Below are 21,128 nucleotides of genomic sequence, written 5' to 3' on the forward strand. Positions count from 1 at the left end.
ACTCCTTCTTGGATCAGATACGGGGTTGCAGGCGGAGAAAGGCGGCGATGGCGGCAGCGGCGCGGCGCGAATGGCTTTCGCCTTCGTCTAGATCGAAGGTGTCGATGAATCCCTGCCGCTGCCCGGCCGCGAAGTCGGCATGGGTATCGATGGCGTGATCGATCGCCCGCAGGATCAGCGCGGCATCCTCCATCACCGGGCCGAAGCGCCAATGCGCATGATCGGGATCGTCACGCCACGGCCGACCGTTGCCGTTGATGAACAGGCAAGGGCGCGGCGTGCGCAGGAATTCGTAGATCTGACTGCTGACGTCGCCGAGATAGAGATCGGCCATCATCGTATAGCTCATGTCGATCGAGCGGTCGCTGCCCGGATCGATATGGACATTGGGCAGATGCGCCACCGGCTCCAGCATCTCCAGAAAGGCGGCGCGACGCTTGCGGTTGTCGCACAGCCGAACATGCGGGGCGACGATCAGGTTGAAGCGGCCATCCTCCGCAATCCGGCGGACGATCTCGGCCCCATGGCTGCGCCAACTGCCCAGTTCCTTCGAGAAATGGGGATTGTAAAGGATGATCGGCCGCGCATCCGCAAAGGGCGCCCAGCCATCGCGACGCGATCTGTCGGCAGCTTCGAACTTGGGATAACCGACCACCGCATGCGCTCCGGTGCGAATCAGCCCGTCCGCGAGCATGCGGCGGCGCTGCTTCTCGCCAGCGATCAGCGCAAAATCGAAGCGGGCGATGCGCGGGTCGAAGCCTGCGGCGCGGTCGCCTGCGCCATGGTCGAGATGGATCAGCCGGGGGCGGCGCACGCCGAGCCCGCGCATGATCGTCGAGGTGCGCTCAGGCAGCGCGATAGCGTCATAGGCATTGAGGCGGCGGCGCGCCTCGAACAGGGTCAGCACCTTGGGCGGCACGACGCTGCCGATCGCCGCCGCGGTCCGGCGCAGCGCCGATGACCCGATCAGGTTGAAGCGCAGAAGGCAATGGCTGTCCGGGGCGGTGAGCCGTCGGGCGAGAGTAAGATGATCGACCGAGGCCGAAAGGATATCGACATTGGCCTGCCAGCCCCATGCGAGTTGTTCGGCGACGGTGATGCCGTGGAGGATCTGGTGCGCCTGCGCGTTGAACAGGAAGGCGACGCGCGGCAGCGGCGCGGCCTGAGCGGCAAGGGGCGTGCTCGCGCGGATGCGGGGCAATGCCGCCTCGATCGCACCGGTTTTCGCTGATGATCCCTGCATGATCGCCTTCGTCGCCATTGCCGATGATGCACAAATAGCGCGTGGCGATGGAGCGACGGTGGCGCAAACATTTGATTTTCGTCATGTTCGCGCTGGCCATTTTCCCCCACTCGCCCGGCGGGAAGAGGCGATCCCGCGATGAGCGGATTCGGGCCGTGATAACGGTCACGGCGATCCCCGCCGGCCAGGCCCTATTCCCAAGCCATCCACGGAAAGGATGGCATCGGCATGCGACATAATGGATGGTTCGAGCGCAGACTGCGCACCCCCAAGCTGCGAAGCGCCTCGATCGACAGGCAATCGCGGATCGTGAAAATGGCGATCGAGCATTTCGGCAACGGGCCGGCGGCCATGGCGTTTCTGAATACCGCTGACGCCCAGTTCGGCGGAACGCCGTTGGCGGTCGCGGTCAGAAGCGACGTAGGTTTCCGCAAGGTCGCGCGACGCATCGCGCCGTCTTACGAACCGGCGAAGCCGGTCCTCCGCTATCCACCCCGGCACCCGACTGCGACAGCTTAGGGTGGGGAAACCACCCGCTCGAAACGAACGGCGCGGCGGCCCGCGTCGATGGCGACAAGCCTGACATCCAGATCCTCACCGGGGCCAATACCCGTGGCATTCACACGGGCGGCAACGGGCAGGTCGCGGAGCTGGATACGGATGCCACGCTCGTCGACGTCGGTCGCGACTGCGGCAAAGGCCTCACCTTCGCGGCCCTGGAGCATTACAAGCTCGGCGAGATCGACCACGGCGCGCTCGATGCGCCCGCCGACCATGTCCGCATGGGCCATGACCGCCGGCAACCGGATGAAAGCTTCAGCGACGGTGGCAGGCACGGGCTGTCCATTCGCGACCGCCAGCGCGGCGCGCAGAACGTAGCGATCGGCAAGACGCCGCAGCGGTGCGGTGGCGTGCGCATAGGTCGCCGCCATCGGCGCGTGCCACGGAACTTCGCCTTTGCGATAAGGAACATAGGACGCGCCGCCGCCAGCGCGGCGAGCCGCCATCATGAAGGCAGCCGCGCGCGGATTGCGCGGGTCGAGCGTCTTCTCGAACTGATCGAGCGTCGCCATATCGGGCCAGATCAGATCGAAGGCCTTCGCCGTCCGCCGCAACCGTTTGACGGCATCCGCATCAGGGCCCGCCATGACGCGGAACAGCCCGGTGCCTGCCTGTTGCAGCAAGTCGGCGACCGCTAGGTTCGTCGCCAGCGATAGTGCGGCATTCTGATCTTCGGAAAGCAGTCGCTGGCGAAAGGTCAGCTGGAAGCGGCCTTCGCCCAATGCAGCGACTTCCTGCTCGGGCGGATCGACGCGGGCTGCCCCGCGCCGGTCCTCCGCGCCCATGATCCGCTCGGCCAGCTCGGCAAAATCGGGTGGCAGATCGGCGGGCCGCACACTGTCATAGGCCAGCTTCGCACTGTTACGGATAATGGCCCGCTCAACCGCGTCGAGCAGCACGCCACCATCGCGATCGACCCGCACCGTGAAGACCACCGCGGGCCGGGGACTACCGGGAAGAAGGCTGGCCGCCCCCTCCCCCAGCACCGGCGGATATAGGCCGGCCTTGCCATCGGGGAGGTATTGGGTCGCGCCCCGCCGCCAAGCTTCGACATCGATCCGGTCGCCGTCATCGACGAACCAAGCGACGTCGGCGATGGCATAATGGAGTAGTAAATCCGTACCGCTACGCTCGATCGCAAAAGCCTGATCGAGGTCGGTCGAACTCGCGGGGTCGAGCGTAACGAAGCGTTGGCTGGTCCGGTCGACATGCTGACGGGGAGCGCGCGCTATCGCAGCGTCAGCCGCGGCAAGCACCTCGGGTGGAAAGCCAGGCGGTACGGCAAAGTCGCGCCGTATTGCCGCGAGTCCGTCCGCCAAGGCACGCGTGGGATCCGCGATAACCTTCATCGCCGCCGCCAGACTCTCCTCTCATGGAAAAGGCCGCCCCAGCACCATGCCGGAACGGCCTTTTCATACATATATTCAGGCGTCAGGCCGGCTGTGGATCGCCCCAACCGCCATTGCCGCCCGGCCGCTTGCTCTTCGGAATCGAGGAGCCCCCAGTGTTAAGCGCCGCAGGGGCGCGGCTGTTTCCATCATCCCGGCCGATATCCTCGCCCTTAATGATGCGCTTCGATTCTTCGCCCGACAGCGTCTCATATTCGAGCAGCGCGCTGCCCAGACGGTGAAGCTGGTCAAGATTTTCGGTGAGGACGGCACGCGCGGTGTGCTCGGCCTCCTCGATCAGGCGGCGGACCTCCTGGTCGATCATCTGCGCGGTAGCTTCGGACACGCTCTGGTTGCGCGACACCGAATGGCCCAGGAACACCTCGTCCTGATTGTCGCGATAGCGCAGCCAGCCGAGCTTTTCCGACATGCCATATTCCATCACCATCGAACGGGCCATGTCGGTGGCCTGCTGGATGTCGTTGGAGGCGCCGGTGTTGAGTTCGTCATTGCCGTAAATGATCTGCTCCGCGATGCGTCCGCCAAAGCAGAGTGCGAGACGCGCCTTCATCTGCTTCATCGTCATCGAATAGCGGTCACGCTCCGGCAGGTTCCAGGTGACGCCCAGCGCACGGCCGCGCGGGATGATCGTGACCTTGTGGAGCGGATCGCAACCCGGGACATGGAGCGAAACCAGCGCATGGCCAGCCTCATGATAGGCAGTCGCCTTCTTCTCGTCCTCGGTCATCACCATGGACTTCCTTTCGGCGCCCATCATGACCTTGTCCTTGGCTTCCTCGAACTCCTTCATCGCGACGAGGCGCTTGCCCTTGCGCGCCGCAAGGAGGGCGGCCTCGTTGACGAGGTTGGCGAGGTCAGCGCCCGAGAAGCCCGGGGTTCCACGCGCGATAGTGCGTGGATTGACGTCGGGCGCCAACGGGATCTTCTTCATGTGGACGGCGAGAATCTTGTCCCGGCCCTCGATGTCGGGGCGCGGAACGACGACCTGACGGTCGAAGCGGCCGGGACGCAGCAGCGCGGGATCGAGCACGTCGGGACGATTGGTCGCCGCAACGATGATGATGCCCTCATTCGCCTCGAAGCCGTCCATTTCGACGAGAAGCTGGTTCAGCGTCTGCTCGCGCTCATCATTGCCATTGCCGAGCCCGGCGCCGCGATGGCGGCCGACCGCGTCGATTTCGTCGATGAAGACGATGCAGGGCGCATTCTTCTTGGCCTGCTCGAACATGTCCCGGACACGGCTCGCACCGACGCCGACGAACATCTCGACAAAGTCCGAGCCCGAGATGGTGAAGAAAGGAACATTGGCTTCACCCGCGATGGCGCGGGCGAGCAGCGTCTTGCCGGTGCCGGGCGACCCAACGAGCAGCGCACCCTTCGGAATCTTGCCGCCAAGACGGGCGAATTTTGTCGGATCCTTGAGGAAATCGACGATTTCCTGAAGTTCCTCGCGCGCTTCATCGATGCCGGCGACATCGTCGAAGGTGACGCGGCCGTGCTTTTCGGTCAGCATCTTGGCGCGGGACTTGCCGAAGCCCATCGCTCCCGAGCCGGCATTCTTCTGCATCTGCCGCATCACGAAGAAGGCGATGCCCAGGATCAGCAGGAAGGGGAGCGACTGATAGAGCATGATCATCCAGAAACTGGTCTGCTCGGCCGGCTTTGCGCGGAAAGTGACATTTTTCTTGGCGAGTCGCTCGATCAGCGTCGGATCATTCGGAGCATTGCTGACAAAGGCAGTGCCGTTGGCGAACTTGCCGCTGACGACGCCTTCTCCGATATCCGCCTCACGTACCGTGCCTTCATCGACACGGGCGAGAAATTCGGAATAGGCGATCTGATCGCCCTGCGCGGTGCGCGACGAGCTCTCGAACATCGACACGAAAACGACCAGCGCGAGGAGAATGCCCATCCAGATGGCGAGGCTCTTCATCCAGGGATTGGTCTGTTTCGGTTCTTTATCGTCGTTCATGCGTCGGTTCCGCCTTTCGGGGCCAAGATAGGCATCGGCCGATTAATAACAATGGAACAGACCCGTCCACTCCGCGATTTCACCGCCGCGGGGGCGCTTTTTCGATCAGGATGCGTCGTCCGGGCGACAATTTGAGGTCACCCACGCTCGCTATCAGTCCCGCCTCGAGCCGCGCCATTGCGATTTCCAGGGTGGGACCATCCACATGCGAATCACTCTCACTGATCAGCCTGGCCAATATCCTTCGGCGAACCTCACGCGGCAAGTCCTCAAGATCGGCAAGAACAGGACCATCGTCCAGACGTTCGACCCTGGAGCGGATCGCCTCTTCTACGATCCATTCAAATGCGGCATCGGCCTCGGCAAGATAGGTAGCGGAAGCGGCCATGCGCCGCACGTCGACAGCCTCGCGCGCCGATGCGAGCAACGCCCTGGCGCGGGTCCGATCGTAACGAGAATCGACGTTGCTGGGATCGTCGACCGTTTCGACGTCGGCGACTATCGCCGCGAGTTCGGTCCTCCGCCAGCCGAGCAGTGGCCGGATCAACCGCACCCCGCCCAGGTCGCGGCTTTCCCGGATACCCGCCAAGCCCGACAGCCCTGCCCCGCGCCCGAGGCGCATCAACAGGGTTTCGGCCTGATCGTCGGCGTGATGCGCGGTGGCCAGCGCGGGCAGCCCCTGATCGCGGCACCAGGCGGCCAGTGCCTCGTAGCGTGCGCGACGCGCGGCGGCCTGGATGCTGGCCTCCCTCGGCACGTCGATCGTCAGCGTCCTGTGCGGAACGCCCAGCACCGAGCAGGCGCGCGCCACCAGATCGGCTTCGGCTTCGGCTGCCGCACGCAGGCCATGATCGACCGTCGCGGCCTCGACCCTGCCTGGCATCGCCGCGGCGGCCAGATGGAGCAGCGCCATGCTGTCGGGACCACCCGAGACGGCCAGGCCGAGCCGATCTTCGGACAGTCGGGCGATGTCAGCCCTGAAGCGGTCGAGCGCATCTTCGGAGATCGTCACGATCCCCTCACACGTCATTCCAGCGAAGGCTGGAATCCATGTCTTTCACATCTCGCGATGATGCCGGACAGGTGAGAGCGGTGGGGCCCAGCCTTCGCTGGGATGACGAGAGGAAGCAGAGCCGGTTGAGACCCGGCCCACCCTCATTTGCACTTGGCATCGGCCTTTCCCCTGGTGACGAGGTCGGCGAGGCCGCCCGTGACCTTGTCGGGGTATTTGGCGAGCAGCACTTCATAGGCCTGACACGCCTTGTCGGGCAGTGGCGGTTTCCGCTTCATCAGCGCTTGCGCCATATAGACATAGCTGTGCGGCGCACGTTCGCCGGCTTCGTCCTTGGTATTGTCGAACAGCTCGCGGATCGCCTCATTATACTGGCCGTTGTCCAGATAAGCGCGGCCGGCGAGGTTGCGGGCGTAGCTGGCATATTTATTCTTGGGATATTTGGCCGCCATCGCCTTCAGCGCGGCGACTGCCTCAGGATATTTCTTCTGCTCCCAAAGGGCATAGCCCGCCAAATAGGCATCCTTGCCCGGATCGCCGCTCGGCGTCACCGCTGCGGCCGAACCGGGCGTGGGAGCCGCAGCAACCGTCCCGGCGGTCGGGCCCTTGGGTGCGGGGGGAACGACATAGGGCAGATTTGCGCCAGCCGGCGCTCCACCGGCGACAGGCGCCGCCTTGCCCTCCAACACGTTCAACCGGAACTCGGCGTCGCCCTTCATCTTGGCAAACTGGTCCTCAAGCTTGCGCAGATTGAAGCTGTTCTGCTCGACTTGGCCGGTCATCGCCGCAAGCGCCTTTTCCAGCGCATCGACCCGGCGCGACAGATCGGCCACGGGCGTGTCGGCGGGAACGCCGGCCGCAACGGCCGGCGCGACCTGCGGCTTGATCTCGGGCTCGAAAAATTGCTGCGCCCCGCCGGGGAAAACCTTGCGCTGGACGGCCTTCATTTCCTTCTCCAGCTTACCTACGCGGCCTTCGATCGGCAGATCCTGCTGAGCGAGCGCGGGGGCGGCGGCGGAAAGAAGCAGGAGGGCGATGATCGCCGTCTTCATGATATTATATCCTCGAGAGATCGTTCGCTGCGATAGTGCCGCGTGGTGGCCAAAATCAAGGCTGCGGACGCTGGCCGGAGTCGCTTATCGGCCCAGCCGAGCCGGAACCGGCGGCGGACACCAGCGGATCAGTGGCATTGCCGGCAGTGGTGGTAAGGCCGGGCGGCAGCGTAGCCGCCATTGCAATCGCGACCAGTGCATCGCGCTTGAGGCTGTAGGCGCGCACCACTCGATCAGGCTCCCCAACCGGCGGCAACGCCGTATCGCCGATCAGGACTTTCATCACCTGCGGCCTGCCGGTGCGCAGGACCGGATCGACCGCCGTATCGGGTACAGTAAAGCTCTGACCGGCGGAAAGCACGTCCATCATATAGGTCTGGCTGCCGTCGGCTTCGGAGACCTTGATCCACACATCCTCGCTCGCCGCGATGCTGATCGGACCGCTGGGCGCGACAGGAGCGGCAGGTGCGGCAGGTGCAGCCGTAACGGCGGCGGGCGGCGGCGCCGGGCGGGCCGCCACCGGCCGAGCATCGGGCACGGTATCGGCGGCGAGCTTGGCGAGATCGCTATTGTCGCCTTCAAAGCGGAGTAGCAGATAGCCCATGCCGAGCAGCAGCGCGACACCGAGCGCGATCATTGCCAGCAGCCGCGAGGGCACGCGTGACGGGTCGACCGGCTCATAAGCTTCGGGTTCGAAATAGGCGCGGCGCTCTTCGCCCACCTGATCCCGGAAGGCACGCGACAGCGCCTGTCCATCGAGGCCCAAGATATTGGCGTAGCTTTTTACGAAGCCCGCCGAATAAGGAATTGCCGGCAATCCGGCATGCTTGCCGGTCTCGATCGCTTCGAGGTGCCGCAGCGGAATGCGGCTGCGGGCCGCGATATCGCTGAGCTCCAGCTTCTGGCGCGCGCGCTCGGCGGCCAGTTGCTCCCCGACCAAAGCGGGAAACATGCCCCGATTGTCATCCGCGCCATCAACCATTGCGCTCTCCTTCACGCCCCCGCACGGAAGAGGCAAGCAACCAATTGAAGATTGGCCTGCATCTCCGCCATCGGCGTAACCGTCCCCCTGACCGACACGGTCTGCCGCGCATTTTAGGTGATCGCAACCCCATTGCTCTCGGCCCATGCCGTAAGATCTTTACGGAGGCTGCGTGCCGGGCGCGCGAGGAAGTCGCCCATCTTTGCGCGCAGCGCCGCCGCATCGAGCGAACGGATCATCGCCTTAACCGGCCCGATCGCCGCCGGCGTGATCGAAAGACGATCGATCCCGAGGCCGATAAGCGCCATCGCTTCCAGCGATCGGCCGCCCATTTCACCGCACACCCCGATCGGCACATTTGCGGCGCGCGTCTCCCGCGCGACCCGGCCGATGAAGCGCAATATCGCCGGACTCAGCCAGTCATAGCGCTCGGCCAGCTTGGGATTGGCGCGATCGGCCGCGAACAGAAACTGCGTGAGGTCGTTGGTGCCGATCGACAGGAAGTCGAGTTTGGGCAGGATCATGTCGAGGCTCTCGGCAAGCGCCGGAACCTCGAGCATCGTCCCGTAACGAATCAGGTTCGGCAGCGGGCGATGCCGCCCATGCACCCATTTGCGCTGCGCCTCGAACAACGCCACCGCCTCGTCATACTCCCAGGGTTCCGACACCATCGGGAACATGACGCTGAGCGTCCGCCCCGCCGCCGCTTCGATCAGCGCGCGTGCCTGCACCTTCATTAGTGCATCGCGTTCCAGCGCGAGCCGGATCGCGCGCCAGCCGAGTGCGGGATTTTCCTCATCGGCGTGATCGGCCTTGTTCATATAGGGCAGCGCCTTGTCGCCGCCGATATCGACCGTGCGAAAAATCACCGGGCGATCGCCGGCGGCGTCGAGCACTTCCTTGTAGAGCCGCTGCTGGCGCTCGCGCTGTGGCAGGGTTGCAGAGACGAGGAATTGGAACTCGGTGCGGAACAACCCCACGCCATCGGCCCCGGTAACATCCAGCGCGGCCATGTCGTCGCGCAGGCCCGCGTTGATCATCAGCTCGATCCGCAGCCCGTCGGTCGTCTGCGCGGGCAGATCGCGCATCGCGGCGAACTCGGCCCGGCGCTTCTGGCCGACGACCATCCTCGCCTCGAACGCTTCTTCCATCGTCGCGTTCGGCCGAACGACGACCGATCCGGTCGTTCCATCGAGCAGCAGCGCATCGCCATCGCTGATCGTCCGGCGGACATCCTTGACGCGGCCCAGCACCGGAACCCCCATGGCGCGGGCGACGATGGTGACATGGGCGGTCAGCGAACCCTCTTCCAGCACCACGCCCTTGAGGCGGCGGCGATCATATTCGAGCAGTTCGGCGGGGCCGAGATTGCGGGCGATCAGGATCGAATTGCCACGCAGTCCAAGTTGCGCCGCCGTGCCAAGTTGCCCGGAGACGATACGAAGCAGGCGATTGGAGAGATCTTCCAGATCGTGCATCCGGTCGGCGAGCAACGGATCGGAAATCTCGCGCATACGCATGCGGGTGCGTTGCTGCACGCGTTCGATCGCGGCCTCGGCGGTCAGGCCGCTGTCGATCGCTTCATTGATCCGCCGGATCCAGCCTTCATCATACGCGAACATCTTGTACATCGCGAGGACGTCCTGATGCTCGCCCGCCGCACCGAAATCGGCCTCGCGGGTCATGCGTTCGATCTGATCGCGCATTTTGGCGAATGCCGATATGACGCGATGCCGCTCGACCTCGATATCCTCGGCAACGGTATGCTCGATCTCGATGCGCGGCTGGTGATAGACCGCCTTGCCCCGTGCCATGCCCTCCACGAGCTTGAGACCCGGCAGACGGACCGGACTGGTGTCGCGAGCGCCCTGCGCGCCGGGACCGCTTTCGTCGATCAGCCCGGCGCCCGCGATCAGTTCGGCTAGCACCATGGCGACGGTCTGCAGCGCCTCGATCTCGACATCATCGAACTTGCGCTGTTCGCGATGCTGCACGGCGAGCACACCGACCGCCTTCTCGCGGCGCACGATCGGCACGCCTGCAAAGCTGTGGAACAGTTCTTCGCCCGTCTCCGGCTTGTACGCGAAATCGGGATGGCTGGTTGCCTCGTCAAGATTGAGCGTCTCGACATTATCGGCAATAGTTCCGACCAGCCCTTCGCCGAGCCCCAATTTGGTGACATGGACGGCGGCCTGTTTGAGGCCCCGGGTCGCGAACAGTTCGAGCACGCCGTCGCGCAGCAGGTAGATCGAGCACACTTCGGTGCCGAGCGCCTCGCCAATGATCTGGACAACCTGATTGAGCTTGGTCTGGGCAGCCGACCGCGACGCCATCACATCGTGGAGACGCGTCAGAATCTCGCGCGCAGCGGATGTTGCGGTCAGTGGTGCCATCACAGGTCCGCTAACAGAAAGCGTGGCGGGATTCCAATGATGGAATCTTCAGGCGGCGCGGCGATCCAGGGCGATGGCCGCCTCGCCCGTCAGCGTCGCGACGATATCGGCCAACGGCTCTTCCTTCGTCACCATGCCGACCGACTGGCCCGCCATAACCGATCCGTTCTCGACGTCGCCATCGATGACCGCGCGGCGCAGTGCGCCAGCCCAATAACGCTCGATCTGAAGCTGGGCTTCGAGCATCTCTACCTTGCCCTCATCGAGCAGCTGCGCGACTTCGCGTTGCTTGGCGGTGAACAGTTCGCTCGACGAATTCTTGAGCGCGCGCACCGGAATAACCGGCAATCGGGGGTCGATCTGCACGCTGGCGACCGCGTCGCGCGCGGAGGCGCGGATGAACGCCTTCTTGAAATTGGGGTGCGCGATACATTCGGTGGCGCAGACGAAACGGGTGCCGAGCTGGACCCCCGCCGCGCCCATCTCGAGATAGCCGGCAATCGCTTCGCCGCGCCCGATACCGCCCGCGACGAAGACCGGAAGCTGTTCAGCAATGGTCGGCAGCATCTCCTGCGCCAGCACCGATGTGGAGACCGGGCCGATATGGCCACCGGCTTCCATGCCCTCGATCACCAGCGCATCCACACCAGAACGGATCAATTTCTTGGCGAGGGCCAGCGCGGGGGCGAAGCAGATCACCTTCGCGCCCGAGGCCTTGATCTTCTCGATCGCGCCGCCGGGCGGCAGGCCGCCGGCGAGGACGACATGCCCGACCTGATGCTTCGCGCAAATGTCGATCAGCGCATCGAGATCGGGATGCATCGTGATCAGGTTGACGCCGAACGGCTTCGCAGTAAGCGCCTTGGTGCCTTCGATCTCGGCATCGAGCAGTTCGGGCGTCATTGCCCCGCAGGCAATGACGCCGAAGATGCCGGCATTGGACATCGCCGCCACAAGATGGCGCTCCGATACCCAGCTCATCGCGCCGGCCAAAATCGCTTGCTCACTGCCGAGAAAAGCAGCGCCGCGCGCCATCAATCCGGTGAGGCGCGCCTGGCCGCTCAAGCGGCGTCCTCCGCGTCGAGGCCATAAGCGGTGTGCAAGACACGAACCGCAAGCTCGGTATAATCCTCGTGGATCAGCACCGAGACCTTGATCTCCGACGTGGTGATCGCGAGGACGTTGATCCCGCGCCCTGCCAGCGCCGAGAACATCTTCGAAGCGACGCCCGCATGGCTGCGCATGCCGACACCGACAACCGATATCTTGGCGACATTGGCGTCGTGGATCAGCCGCTCATAGCCGATCGTCGCGCGCTCGCGTTCGAGCACGTCGAGCGAGCGGGCCAGCTCAGCCGAAGGGACGGTGAAGGTCACATCGGTCGAGCCGCTGTCATGCGCGACATTCTGGACGATCATGTCGACGTTGATGTTGGCATCGGCAAGCGGCGCGAAGATCGCGGCAACCGCGCCGGGACGATCGGGAACCGCGATCAGGGTGACCTTGGTCTCGTTCTTGTCATAGGCGATGCCGGTGATGAGCTGGCGTTCCATGGCGCTTCCTTCGAGTTCTTCCTCGCCGACGATCATCGTGCCGGGGGTTGGATTATCGGTAGGCTCGTCGAAGGAGGAGAGCACCTGCACGCGCACCTTCTCCTTCATCGCAAGGCCCACCGACCGGGTCTGCAGCACCTTTGCGCCGACCGAGGCGAGCTCGAGCATTTCCTCATAAGTGACCTTGGCGAGCTTGCGCGCCCGGGGCACGATACGTGGATCGGTGGTATAGACGCCGTCGACATCCGTATAGATGTCGCAACGATCGGCCTTCATCGCTGCGGCGACCGCGACCGCCGAAGTGTCCGATCCGCCGCGCCCAAGCGTGGTAATGCGCTCGTCCTCGGTCAGGCCCTGGAAACCAGGGATCACCGCAACCTCGCCAGCAGCCATCGCCTTGCCGATCGCGTCGGAGTTTATGTCCTGGATGCGCGCGGAGGCATGTGCGTCGCTGGTGCGGATCGGCAGTTGCCAGCCGAGCCAGCTGCGCGCGTTGACGCCCATCGACTGGAGGACGATCGCCAGAAGTCCGCTTGTCACCTGCTCGCCCGACGCAACCACGACATCATATTCGCGCGGATCGTAGAGCGGCGATGCCTCACGGCAGAAATTCACTAGCCGATCCGTCTCGCCTGACATCGCCGAGACGACGACCGCGACTTCGTTGCCAAGTTCGACCTCATGCTTGACGCGTTTCGCCACGTTGCGAATTCGCTCGATCCCCGCCATCGAGGTTCCGCCGAATTTCATCACGATGCGCGCCATAGAAAAACAAGTGTCCCATGTGGTCGGAACGACCGGAAAAGCCCCCAACCTTGATCCAACGGATCGAGGTCCGAGCCCTTTGAACACGGCCTGATTCCCGCTTACATGAAAACGATCAGGCCCTAGGTTCGAGGGCGCGGCCCTGATAGAGAGGGCGTCGTATGAACGCAAGCGCACAAGAATATAGCTCGATCGTCGCGGAAGAAGCGGCGCATTTCGGAAAGCTGGCCGCTGAGTGGTGGGATCCCAAGGGCTCATCGGCGATGCTGCACAAGCTCAATCCGCCGCGATTACGCCACATCCGCGCGACGATCGATCAGCATTGGGGTAGCGATTTCGCCTCGATGAAACCGCTTGCCGGCAAAAGCGTGGTCGATGTCGGCTGCGGCGCCGGCCTCCTGGCCGAACCGCTGGCCCGAATGGGGGGGGCAGTGACGGCGATCGACGCCGCGCCCGAAAATGTGGCCATCGCCAAGCTGCATTCGGAAAAGCTGGGGCTGCAGATCGATTATCGGGCCGGTGGTGTCGAAGCGCTGCGCGGCGAGCGCTTCGATCTCGTCACGTCGATGGAGGTGATCGAGCACGTCGCCGATCCGGCAGTGTTCGTCGCGAGCCTGGCGGAGCTCCTCGCACCGGACGGAATCATGATCCTGTCGACCCCGAACCGCACCCCGCTGTCGTATCTGGCGATGATCCGGATCGGCGAAGGCCTGGCTATGGTACCGAAAGGGACGCACGACTGGCGCAAGTTCCTCACGCCCGAGGAGTTGACCGCGCATCTGGAAGCATCCGGATTGCGGGTGATCGATCGCAGGGGCTTGAGCTTCTCACCCGCTGCGGGCTTCCATCTCAGCGACAATCTGGCGCTCGACTATTTCCTGACCGCCGTTCACTCCTGAATATCCCCGCCTGACTCACGCCATGGACAATTTCATGCCCGATGCCATCCCCGCCGCGACGCTGGTGCTTTTGCGCGACGCGCCCGGCGGGCCGCCCGAAATACCGATGGTCGGGCGCGGCAAGCACCTTGCCTTCGCGGCCAGCCGGATGGTCTTTCCGGGCGGTCGGGTCGACGATGACGATCATGTGCTGGCGCGCCGAAGCGACCTGCTGGTCGAGGGACCGGCCATCGATCCTGAAGACCTCGCCTGCCGGATCACCGCGATCCGGGAGACGATCGAGGAAATCGGGCTGGCACCGGGCATAGCGGGCATCAGAGATGCTTCGATGATCGGCGACATCCGGCGCGCGCTGCATGGCGGCGAGCCTCTGAGCCTGTTGCTGGAGCGCCACTGGTTGCGGATCGATCCGCACGGCATCCATCCCTTCGCGCGCTGGCGCCCCGACCATGAGATCGTACGCCGCTTCGACACGCGCTTCTACCTAGCCGAAGCGCCCTTGATCGGTCAGGCGACTGCCGATGGAGTCGAAAGCAGCCATCTCGTCTGGAACACGGCCGACGGGCATCTTGCCACGGCTCATTTGATCTTTCCCACCATCCGCAACCTCGAATGGATCGCGCGCGCCCGCAATTTCGACGAAGCCGTGCAGCAAGCGCGCTGTTGCCCGATCGAGACCGTCACGCCGTGGATCGAACAGCGTGATGGCGCCAGTTGGTTGTGCATTCCCGAAGGTCTCGGTTATCCGGTCACGACTCAGCTGCTCGCCAACGCCGATCGGGCTTCGGATCCGAGCATGCCTTCGAGCACGCGAAAACCGGGATAGGCGACATAGATCATGCTGCCGGGCGCGATGTCGATTTCGGCGGATCCCTCGACGATGATCGCGTCACCCAGGCCGACCGGAGCGCCATCGATCGCCGCCTGCCCCTCGATCGGCAAGATCCAGACCGTGGCGCTACCCGGCGCGATCATGAACCGGCCAGCGACGGTCCAGCGTTCCAGCACGAATTTCTGACGTTCGGCGAAAATGGTGCGACCGGGGCTTATCTCGCGTGGCTCCGGATTGCCGGCAAAGGGGCCGAAGTCGGATACCGCCATCGCCTCGTCGAGATGCAGTTCGCGGGCTGATCTATAATCGTAGAAGCGATAGGTGAGATCCAGGTTCTGCTGGATTTCAACGACCTGAAGCCCTGCGCCTATCGCGTGGATCGTGCGCGCCGGCGAGTAGATCACGTCGCCCGCCTTGACCGGTTTCCAGTATAGCTTGCCTTCGATCGAGCCATCGAGCGCGGCGGCGCGTACCGCGTCTTCCTCCATGGTCTCGGTAAGACCCAGGGCTATGGTGGAATTGGGTTCGGCCGACAGGACGATCCAGGCCTCATCCTTTCCGCGCGGATAGCCGCGGGCCTGAGCGGCGGCATCATCGGGATGAACCTGCACCGACAGGCGTTCGCTGGTGAAGAGATATTTGACCAGCAGTTCGCGGGGCTTGCCCGCGGGATCATCATACCAGATCTCGCCGACGGCGGGCGCATCGACGGGCTGGTCGTCAAACAGAGGCGCAAGATCATGCCGCCCCCACGGCTTCTCGACCCGATGATTGTTAAGCTTCGTCGCCGGCAATTCTGCTCTCCCGCTGCCTTCACAAAAGCAAAGGCAGGCGACTTGTTCCGCAGACTTGCCAGAAAAGCTAGAGCCCTAAGCACAGGCTCTGCTTCACCGGTTAATTGGGCAGGCGGGCCTCCACCTTTTCGACCCACTCGGGATAGAAGGCAGGTTCGCGGTTGGACCAGCCCGGCGCCGTCGCGGCGGCCTCGCTGATCGACTGGAGCAGGATACGCCGCTTTTCCGGATGAAGATGCGGTAATGCCGCCGCCGCGCAGAAGGCGCCCGGCAGCCAGGGCCGAACATGCGCGCCGATCAGCCGCTCATACAGGAAACGGTAAGCGCCGAAGCTGTTAAGGCGGTCCTGCCCGAGATCGAAAGCAGAGATTGTGATGAGGGGAGCCAGAAAGGGTTCGACCGCATCGAGGCCGCTATCGTCGGGCACAAGATCGCGAATATGATCCAGCCGGTTATAGATGCGCGCCTGCGCCATGATGCTGGCGGATTCGATGACATCGCGCGACCAGCGCGCCAGCGCGTCCTCGCGGCTTAGCCCGACATCGAGCGATCGACGGATGTAGCGTTGCGTCGCGGCCGGGAAACTGGCGAACTCTTTCATTTCCGCCAGGGTCATTGCGCCGTCTGCAGGTCTCATATGCGTACCCATACCAAACCCCCTTACGATGGAAGCCTATTCAGGGTCATGCGCCCAATATGGTTTATGGACGCTTAAGCCCTTGTAAGGCCTCTGTTCAGGAACGAATCATTTTTCGTGCTGCAATGCAACAAGCAAAGTTCGTCACGGGTTCCGCGGGCACAATATTCTGTGGATAATTTCTGCACGACTCCAGACCGGATAGGTAAGATGACGCGCAGCAACGATGCCGCGCGCCATCGGCTTATTCCTTGCCCTTCATTCGGGCCTTTTCGGCTTCATCGTCATAGCCGGACGATGGGGCTGGATCCTTGCCCTTGCCGGGCTGCGTATTGGATGGCGCGTCCGAGGTTGGAAAGCTCTCGTCAAGCGCCACATCCAGCTTGGCATCCTCATCGCTCGGATTACGCGCCAGCTTCTTACTGTCGCTGGCATCGTGCGCGGTCCGGATGTGCGGCGTACCGGTCTGTTCTTTGGTCGACGCGTCGGTTGTCATGACCTTGCTCCTTCGCCAGTATCTGTATCAACCAACGTCCGGCGAAGATGGCTGTTCCGGCGTAGAAACACGGATGGCGCGGTCTAAAAAAACTGAACTTTCGATGAACAGCGTGGGCGTTTCGACCAACACCACGGGGATATGGCAGCATACTTACAACGTTGATCATATATAGGGGTAATGACTTTGAACCCTGACACCCCACGCGGCTCTGCCGTGAGTCCCCGCGTGGCGCTGCTGTCGATCCTCAGTTTCTGGCTGGTATATTTCGCGGTCGCGACGGTGCGGTCGCTGATGATCGACTGGGGCCACCAGACGGAGATGCTGGCGGCCCGCGCCTTCGTCACCGTGGGCTCGATGGTGGCGACCTATATCGTCTACCTCGCGATGCGCCCTTTGGCCGGCAAATCGCTCGCCGCCAACGTCACCGCGGTCGCGCTGCTGTCGATTCCGGCCGCGGTCGCCTATAGTTCGATGAACTGGATGGCCTTCAATCAGCTCGACAAGACGATTGAAGCCGAAAAGGCTCGCGAAGTCGAAAGCCGCAAATTCGTAATCGACGACCGCAGCGCCGCCGCTGCGCGCGAGCAGGCCCGCGTCGCCATCGCGGCGGCACGGGACGCCATCCAGCAGGCGACGGAGGAGGCCAAGGCCGCCGCCGAAGCCAAGATGCAGGCGCAGCGCGAGGCGGAAGCGGCGCGTGCCGAAATCGCCCATGAGATCGCGCAGGCCGATCAGGAGGCTGCCGCCGATCAGGCCGAGGCCCTACGCGATGCCGAACAGGCCCGTCGCGAGGCCCAGCGGGAGGCGGCACAGGCCCAGCGCGAAGCCTATCGTGCGCAACGGGAAGCGTATCGAGAGTCGCAAGCGAGCTACAGGGAAGGGCTACGCGAGGCCCGTGCCGCGGTCGAGGAGGCTCGCCGCCACGGTGTAAATATCGACATAGACAGCATATTATCAAGCGTGCCAGCGCCACCGGCACCCCCTGCTCCGCCCGCGATCCCGTCATCGGCGCCGCCTGTCCCAGAGAAGCTCGCCCCAGTGCCGAAGCGGCCTGTCGTCCCGCCCGTCCGGCCGATCGCGCCGATCGAGATTCCGATGCCGGTGATCAGCGAACCGACACCGGGAACGGTGATGATCCAGGTCGGCCAGCCGGTTTCGTCGCACAAGAAGGACCTGAGCGTCCTCGGCCAGATCGGCGATCAGGCGCTCAACGGCTATTTCTTCTTCGCCGCCTGGGGCGCGCTGTTTCTCGCGCTGTCCTATGCCGCCGCAGTCCGCACCGCCGAGCGCGCAGCAGCCGGCTATCGCGCCGCAGCGCGCGACGCCGAGCTGCGCGCGCTGCGCTATCAGGTCAACCCGCACTTCCTGTTCAACACGCTCAATTCGCTGTCGACGCTCATCCTGAAGGACAAGAAGGATGACGCCGAATCGATGATCCTCAACCTGTCGACCTTCTTCCGCACCAGCCTGACAGCCGACCCGACCGAGGATGTCGTGCTTGCGGAGGAAATAAGGCTCCAGCGCCTTTACCTCGACATTGAGATGGTGCGCTTCCCGGAAAGGCTGATCATCGACATCAACGTGCCTGAACCGCTGGCCAATGCCTGCGTGCCGTGCCTGATCCTCCAGCCGCTGGTTGAGAATGCGATCAAATATGGCGTCTCCCGCGCCAAGCGGCCCGTGACGATCAAGATCGATGCGCGCGAGGATTCGCACGGCTTGGTCCTGAGCGTCGAGGATGATGGCGAGCCGCTGGGCGACGACGCCAAGCTGCACGGCGCGGGCGTCGGCCTGAAGAACGTCACCGACCGACTGAAGGCCCGCTTCGGCGACGAGGCGACCTGCCGGTACGGGCCACTCGCCAATGGTGGTTTTGGCGTGACGATTTTCATGCCATTGATCCGGAATGTTATCTGATTCATCGATAAGGACGCTGGTTGTCGACGATGAGCCGCTCGCAATCGAGCGGCTTCAGATATTATGCGCACGCGAGCCTATGATCGATCTTGTCGGAACCGCTTCCGACGGAGAGGCGGCGTTGCGGCTGCTCGATGCGCTCGAACCCGAGATGATATTGCTCGATATCGCGATGCCGGGGCTCGACGGGATCGGCGTCGCCAGGGCAATCGAGAAGCTCGACAAGCGCCCGGCGATCATCTTCTGCACCGCATTCGACCAATATGCGGTGGCCGCATTCGATCTGGCGGCGACCGACTATCTGCTGAAGCCCGTAGCGCAAGACCGGCTGAGCCGCGCCGTCGCGCGCGTGGTCGAACGGCGCCGCGCGCCGCGCGATACTCCCACCACGTCAGATCATGCCCAGGAATTCTGGGTGCCGCACCGTTCGGAGATGATCCGCATCGCTTCGCAGGATATCGACCGGATCGAGGCCGAGCGCGACTATATGCGCCTCCATGTCGGCGCACGCAGCTTCCTGCTCCACCAGACGATCACCGAACTCGAGCGGCGCCTCGATCCGGCGCAATTCATCCGCCTGCACCGTTCGACGATCGTGCGGCGCGACCGCATCTCGCGGCTCAGCCATGACGGCATGGGTGTATGGCATGCGGTACTGGCCGACGAGGAACGCATCCGCATCGGCCGCACCTACCTGCCCGCGGCCCGGACCCTGATGGGGCGCTAACGCCCCATCCGTCAGAGCGCCGCCAGCACCGCGTCACCCATTTGAGAGGTGCTGAGCGCCCCCCCGAGATCGGCACTGCGCGCGCCGCCTTCGAGCGCCTTGGCGACGGCCCTGTCGATACGATCGGCCTCGCCCGTCTTGCCGAGCGAATAGCGCAGCATCATCGCCGACGAGAGGATCGTCGCGAGCGGGTTGGCTTTGCCCATGCCGGCGATGTCAGGGGCCGAACCATGGATCGGCTCGTACAGGCCCTTCTTGTTCGAATCGAGCGAGGCCGAGGGCAGCATACCGATCGATCCGGCGCACATAGATGCCTGATCGGACAGGATGTCGCCGAACAAATTGCCGGTAACGATGACGTCGAACTGGCCGGGATTGCGCACCAGCTGCATCGCGGCATTGTCGACATACATATGGCTGAGTTCGATATCGGGATATTCGGCCGAAATCTCGATCATCACGTCGCGCCACAGCTGCGACGTTTCCAGCACATTGGCCTTGTCGACCGAACACAGCTTTCCGCGCCGCGCACGCGCGGTCTCGAAGCCGACGCGGGCGATGCGGGCGACCTCATCCTCATTATAGGACATGACGTCATAGCCTTCGCGGCGGCCGGCGGCCGTCTTGCGCATGCCCTTTTCGCCGAAATAGACGTCGCCGTTGAGTTCGCGGACGATCACCATGTCGATCTGTCCCGCTACCTCGGGACGCAGCGCGGAGGCATCGGCCAGTTCCTTGAACAGCGTAGCGGGGCGCAGATTGGCGAACAGGGCGAGTTCCTTGCGCAGGCCGAGGATCGCCTGTTCGGGACGAAGGTGGCGATCGAGCTTGTCGCAATCGGGATCGCCCACCGCACCGAACAGGATGGCATCGGCACGCTTCGCCAGTTCGAGCGTAGCGGCGGGGGGCGGATGACCCTCGGCCTTATAGGCCGCGCCGCCGACCAGGCCGATCTCATATTCGAGCGCATCGCCACACACGACCTCGAGCACGCGCACCGCTTCTGTGATGACTTCAGGACCGATGCCGTCACCGGGCAACAAGGCAATCAACATATCCCACCCTCTTCTATAAACGTCGCCGCCCCCTGCCCTGATGCGCGCCGGGGTGCAATGGGGTGGATGGTCAGCCCAGCCTTTTCATGCGCTCGATCAGGCGCTCCCGCGCATCGAGCGCGTCGGCGCGGCGATCGACCAGGATGTCGCGGCTCAGGAAATGACCAGTCAGATGCAGACCATCGTGGATGTCGGACCAGCTAGCGTCATTGCCCGGTTCGATCAGGAAGGACGGGAGCGGCAGCAGGCGGTCGGCATAAGGCTCTCCCGCCGACCGCGAGACCGCCGCGGCGCTTTTCGGACTTACGAAGGCGAGGCCCTCGCGCGCACCGGTGACGGTGCAGGCCGACAGATCGAGAGCATAGCCCAGCTCGGACAGCAGCAGCAGTTCGTAGCGCACCGCCGACGCCGCCCACCCCCGGGCCGAAGGAGCGTATTCGACCGCCGCAAGCGTGGCATCGAGCGCTTCGTACAGGCGGGGGAAGGGTTGCGCCTCGACCAGCGAGACCGCCGTCAGCGCGCAGAGCCAATCGATCGCGGCCGCCGCCAGCGGCTCGGCCAGCAGGCCGGCGCGGCTGTGCGACAGCTCGATGGTGAGGCCCGGCAACTGCTCGGCGGTGCGCGCACGATAGTCGGCCTCAACCAGATTGCCGGGCATGAGAACCGGCCGGAGCCGCCGCGATCGTCCGCCGCGCACATAGCCGGCGAGCAGCCCATTGTCAGGGGTCAGTGCACGCACGATCGCGCCATGTTCGCCATGCGCGCGCATCGAGCAGATGATGGCGGGCGTCCGAACCTGCATGCTTATCGTTCAACAGCGGAACCG

At 64.0% G+C, this 21,128-nt stretch carries 20 protein-coding genes; 6 read left to right on the forward strand and 14 right to left on the reverse strand.

The features are described 5' to 3' along the window. Positions 1–13: 13 nt before the first annotated feature. Entirely contained in the window at positions 14–1,243 is a 1,230-nt protein-coding gene (locus WP12_RS00975; protein ID WP_052730150.1) for a hypothetical protein, read from the reverse strand. On the opposite strand from WP12_RS00975, the gene WP12_RS25155 reads away from it, so the two are divergent. Both WP12_RS25155 and WP12_RS00980 read left to right on the forward strand, forming a co-directional pair. Beyond that, positions 1,242–1,385, forward strand: coding sequence for a hypothetical protein (locus WP12_RS25155; protein ID WP_160299114.1), 144 nt, complete (start codon positions 1,242–1,244; stop codon positions 1,383–1,385). The two genes, WP12_RS00975 and WP12_RS25155, sit on opposite strands and share 2 nt — an antisense overlap. An 86-nt stretch (positions 1,386–1,471) precedes the next feature. Then, positions 1,472–1,762 (forward strand): hypothetical protein, encoded by a 291-nt coding sequence (locus tag WP12_RS00980; protein ID WP_046191887.1) that lies wholly within the window; start codon positions 1,472–1,474, stop codon positions 1,760–1,762. On the opposite strand, the gene WP12_RS00985 is transcribed toward WP12_RS00980, so the two are convergent. From WP12_RS00985 to WP12_RS01020, 8 genes are all read right to left on the reverse strand, one after another. Then, complete coding sequence (locus WP12_RS00985) at positions 1,759–3,153, reverse strand: RNB domain-containing ribonuclease (protein WP_046191888.1); 1,395 nt, start codon at positions 3,151–3,153, stop codon at positions 1,759–1,761. The genes WP12_RS00980 and WP12_RS00985 overlap by 4 nt on opposite strands. A gap of 82 nt (positions 3,154–3,235) precedes the next feature. Beyond that, the gene (ftsH, locus tag WP12_RS00990; RefSeq protein ID WP_046191889.1) at positions 3,236–5,185 is read right to left on the reverse strand and encodes an ATP-dependent zinc metalloprotease FtsH; all 1,950 of its coding nucleotides are present in this window, start codon (positions 5,183–5,185) and stop codon (positions 3,236–3,238) included. 79 nt (positions 5,186–5,264) lie between these two features. Further along, on the reverse strand, positions 5,265–6,197 hold the full coding sequence (tilS, locus tag WP12_RS00995) for a tRNA lysidine(34) synthetase TilS (RefSeq protein WP_235398848.1): 933 nt from the start codon (positions 6,195–6,197) through the stop codon (positions 5,265–5,267). A gap of 143 nt (positions 6,198–6,340) precedes the next feature. Next, positions 6,341–7,249: a tetratricopeptide repeat protein gene (locus WP12_RS01000; protein WP_046191891.1), complete on the reverse strand. Its 909-nt coding sequence runs from the start codon at positions 7,247–7,249 to the stop codon at positions 6,341–6,343. Between the two features lie 55 nt (positions 7,250–7,304). After that, complete coding sequence (locus WP12_RS01005) at positions 7,305–8,231, reverse strand: helix-turn-helix domain-containing protein (RefSeq protein ID WP_046192000.1); 927 nt, start codon at positions 8,229–8,231, stop codon at positions 7,305–7,307. 113 nt (positions 8,232–8,344) lie between these two features. Further along, complete coding sequence (gene ptsP / locus WP12_RS01010; protein WP_046191892.1) at positions 8,345–10,624, reverse strand: phosphoenolpyruvate--protein phosphotransferase; 2,280 nt, start codon at positions 10,622–10,624, stop codon at positions 8,345–8,347. Positions 10,625–10,672: 48 nt separating this feature from the next. Next, a complete protein-coding gene (locus tag WP12_RS01015) occupies positions 10,673–11,659 on the reverse strand; it encodes an NAD(P)H-dependent flavin oxidoreductase (protein ID WP_046192001.1) in 987 nt (328 codons plus the stop codon). A gap of 26 nt (positions 11,660–11,685) precedes the next feature. Beyond that, complete coding sequence (locus tag WP12_RS01020) at positions 11,686–12,942, reverse strand: aspartate kinase (RefSeq protein WP_046191893.1); 1,257 nt, start codon at positions 12,940–12,942, stop codon at positions 11,686–11,688. A 161-nt stretch (positions 12,943–13,103) separates the two neighbouring features. On the opposite strand from WP12_RS01020, the gene ubiG reads away from it, so the two are divergent. After that, on the forward strand, positions 13,104–13,841 hold the full coding sequence (ubiG, locus tag WP12_RS01025) for a bifunctional 2-polyprenyl-6-hydroxyphenol methylase/3-demethylubiquinol 3-O-methyltransferase UbiG (RefSeq protein WP_046191894.1): 738 nt from the start codon (positions 13,104–13,106) through the stop codon (positions 13,839–13,841). Positions 13,842–13,875: 34 nt separating this feature from the next. Continuing rightward, positions 13,876–14,667 (forward strand): NUDIX hydrolase, encoded by a 792-nt coding sequence (locus WP12_RS01030; RefSeq protein WP_235398850.1) that lies wholly within the window; start codon positions 13,876–13,878, stop codon positions 14,665–14,667. Here WP12_RS01030 and WP12_RS01035 read toward each other — a convergent pair. From WP12_RS01035 to WP12_RS01045, 3 genes are all read right to left on the reverse strand, one after another. Continuing rightward, positions 14,598–15,467: a class I mannose-6-phosphate isomerase gene (locus WP12_RS01035; RefSeq protein WP_046191896.1), complete on the reverse strand. Its 870-nt coding sequence runs from the start codon at positions 15,465–15,467 to the stop codon at positions 14,598–14,600. The genes WP12_RS01030 and WP12_RS01035 overlap by 70 nt on opposite strands. Before the next feature lie 100 nt (positions 15,468–15,567). Next, positions 15,568–16,116 carry a hypothetical protein gene (locus WP12_RS01040; RefSeq protein WP_046191897.1) on the reverse strand — a complete coding sequence of 183 codons (549 nt, stop codon included), beginning with the start codon at positions 16,114–16,116 and terminating at the stop codon, positions 15,568–15,570. A 232-nt stretch (positions 16,117–16,348) separates the two neighbouring features. Beyond that, positions 16,349–16,600 (reverse strand): hypothetical protein, encoded by a 252-nt coding sequence (locus WP12_RS01045; RefSeq protein ID WP_046191898.1) that lies wholly within the window; start codon positions 16,598–16,600, stop codon positions 16,349–16,351. 228 nt (positions 16,601–16,828) lie between these two features. On the opposite strand from WP12_RS01045, the gene WP12_RS26405 reads away from it, so the two are divergent. Further along, positions 16,829–18,520, forward strand: a complete 1,692-nt coding sequence (locus tag WP12_RS26405; RefSeq protein ID WP_443027839.1) for a sensor histidine kinase — start codon at positions 16,829–16,831, stop codon at positions 18,518–18,520. After that, complete coding sequence (locus WP12_RS01055; RefSeq protein WP_046191899.1) at positions 18,510–19,247, forward strand: LytR/AlgR family response regulator transcription factor; 738 nt, start codon at positions 18,510–18,512, stop codon at positions 19,245–19,247. The genes WP12_RS26405 and WP12_RS01055 overlap by 11 nt, the downstream gene beginning before the upstream one ends. Before the next feature lie 11 nt (positions 19,248–19,258). Here WP12_RS01055 and leuB read toward each other — a convergent pair whose 3' ends face one another. Together leuB and recO are read right to left on the reverse strand one after the other, a co-directional pair. Then, positions 19,259–20,302: a 3-isopropylmalate dehydrogenase gene (gene leuB / locus WP12_RS01060; protein ID WP_046191900.1), complete on the reverse strand. Its 1,044-nt coding sequence runs from the start codon at positions 20,300–20,302 to the stop codon at positions 19,259–19,261. A gap of 70 nt (positions 20,303–20,372) precedes the next feature. After that, the gene (recO, locus tag WP12_RS01065; protein ID WP_046191901.1) at positions 20,373–21,104 is read right to left on the reverse strand and encodes a DNA repair protein RecO; all 732 of its coding nucleotides are present in this window, start codon (positions 21,102–21,104) and stop codon (positions 20,373–20,375) included. Positions 21,105–21,128 lie beyond the last annotated feature (24 nt).

The organism is Sphingomonas sp. SRS2 (assembly GCF_000971055.1).
Taxonomy (GTDB): Bacteria; Pseudomonadota; Alphaproteobacteria; order Sphingomonadales; family Sphingomonadaceae; genus Rhizorhabdus.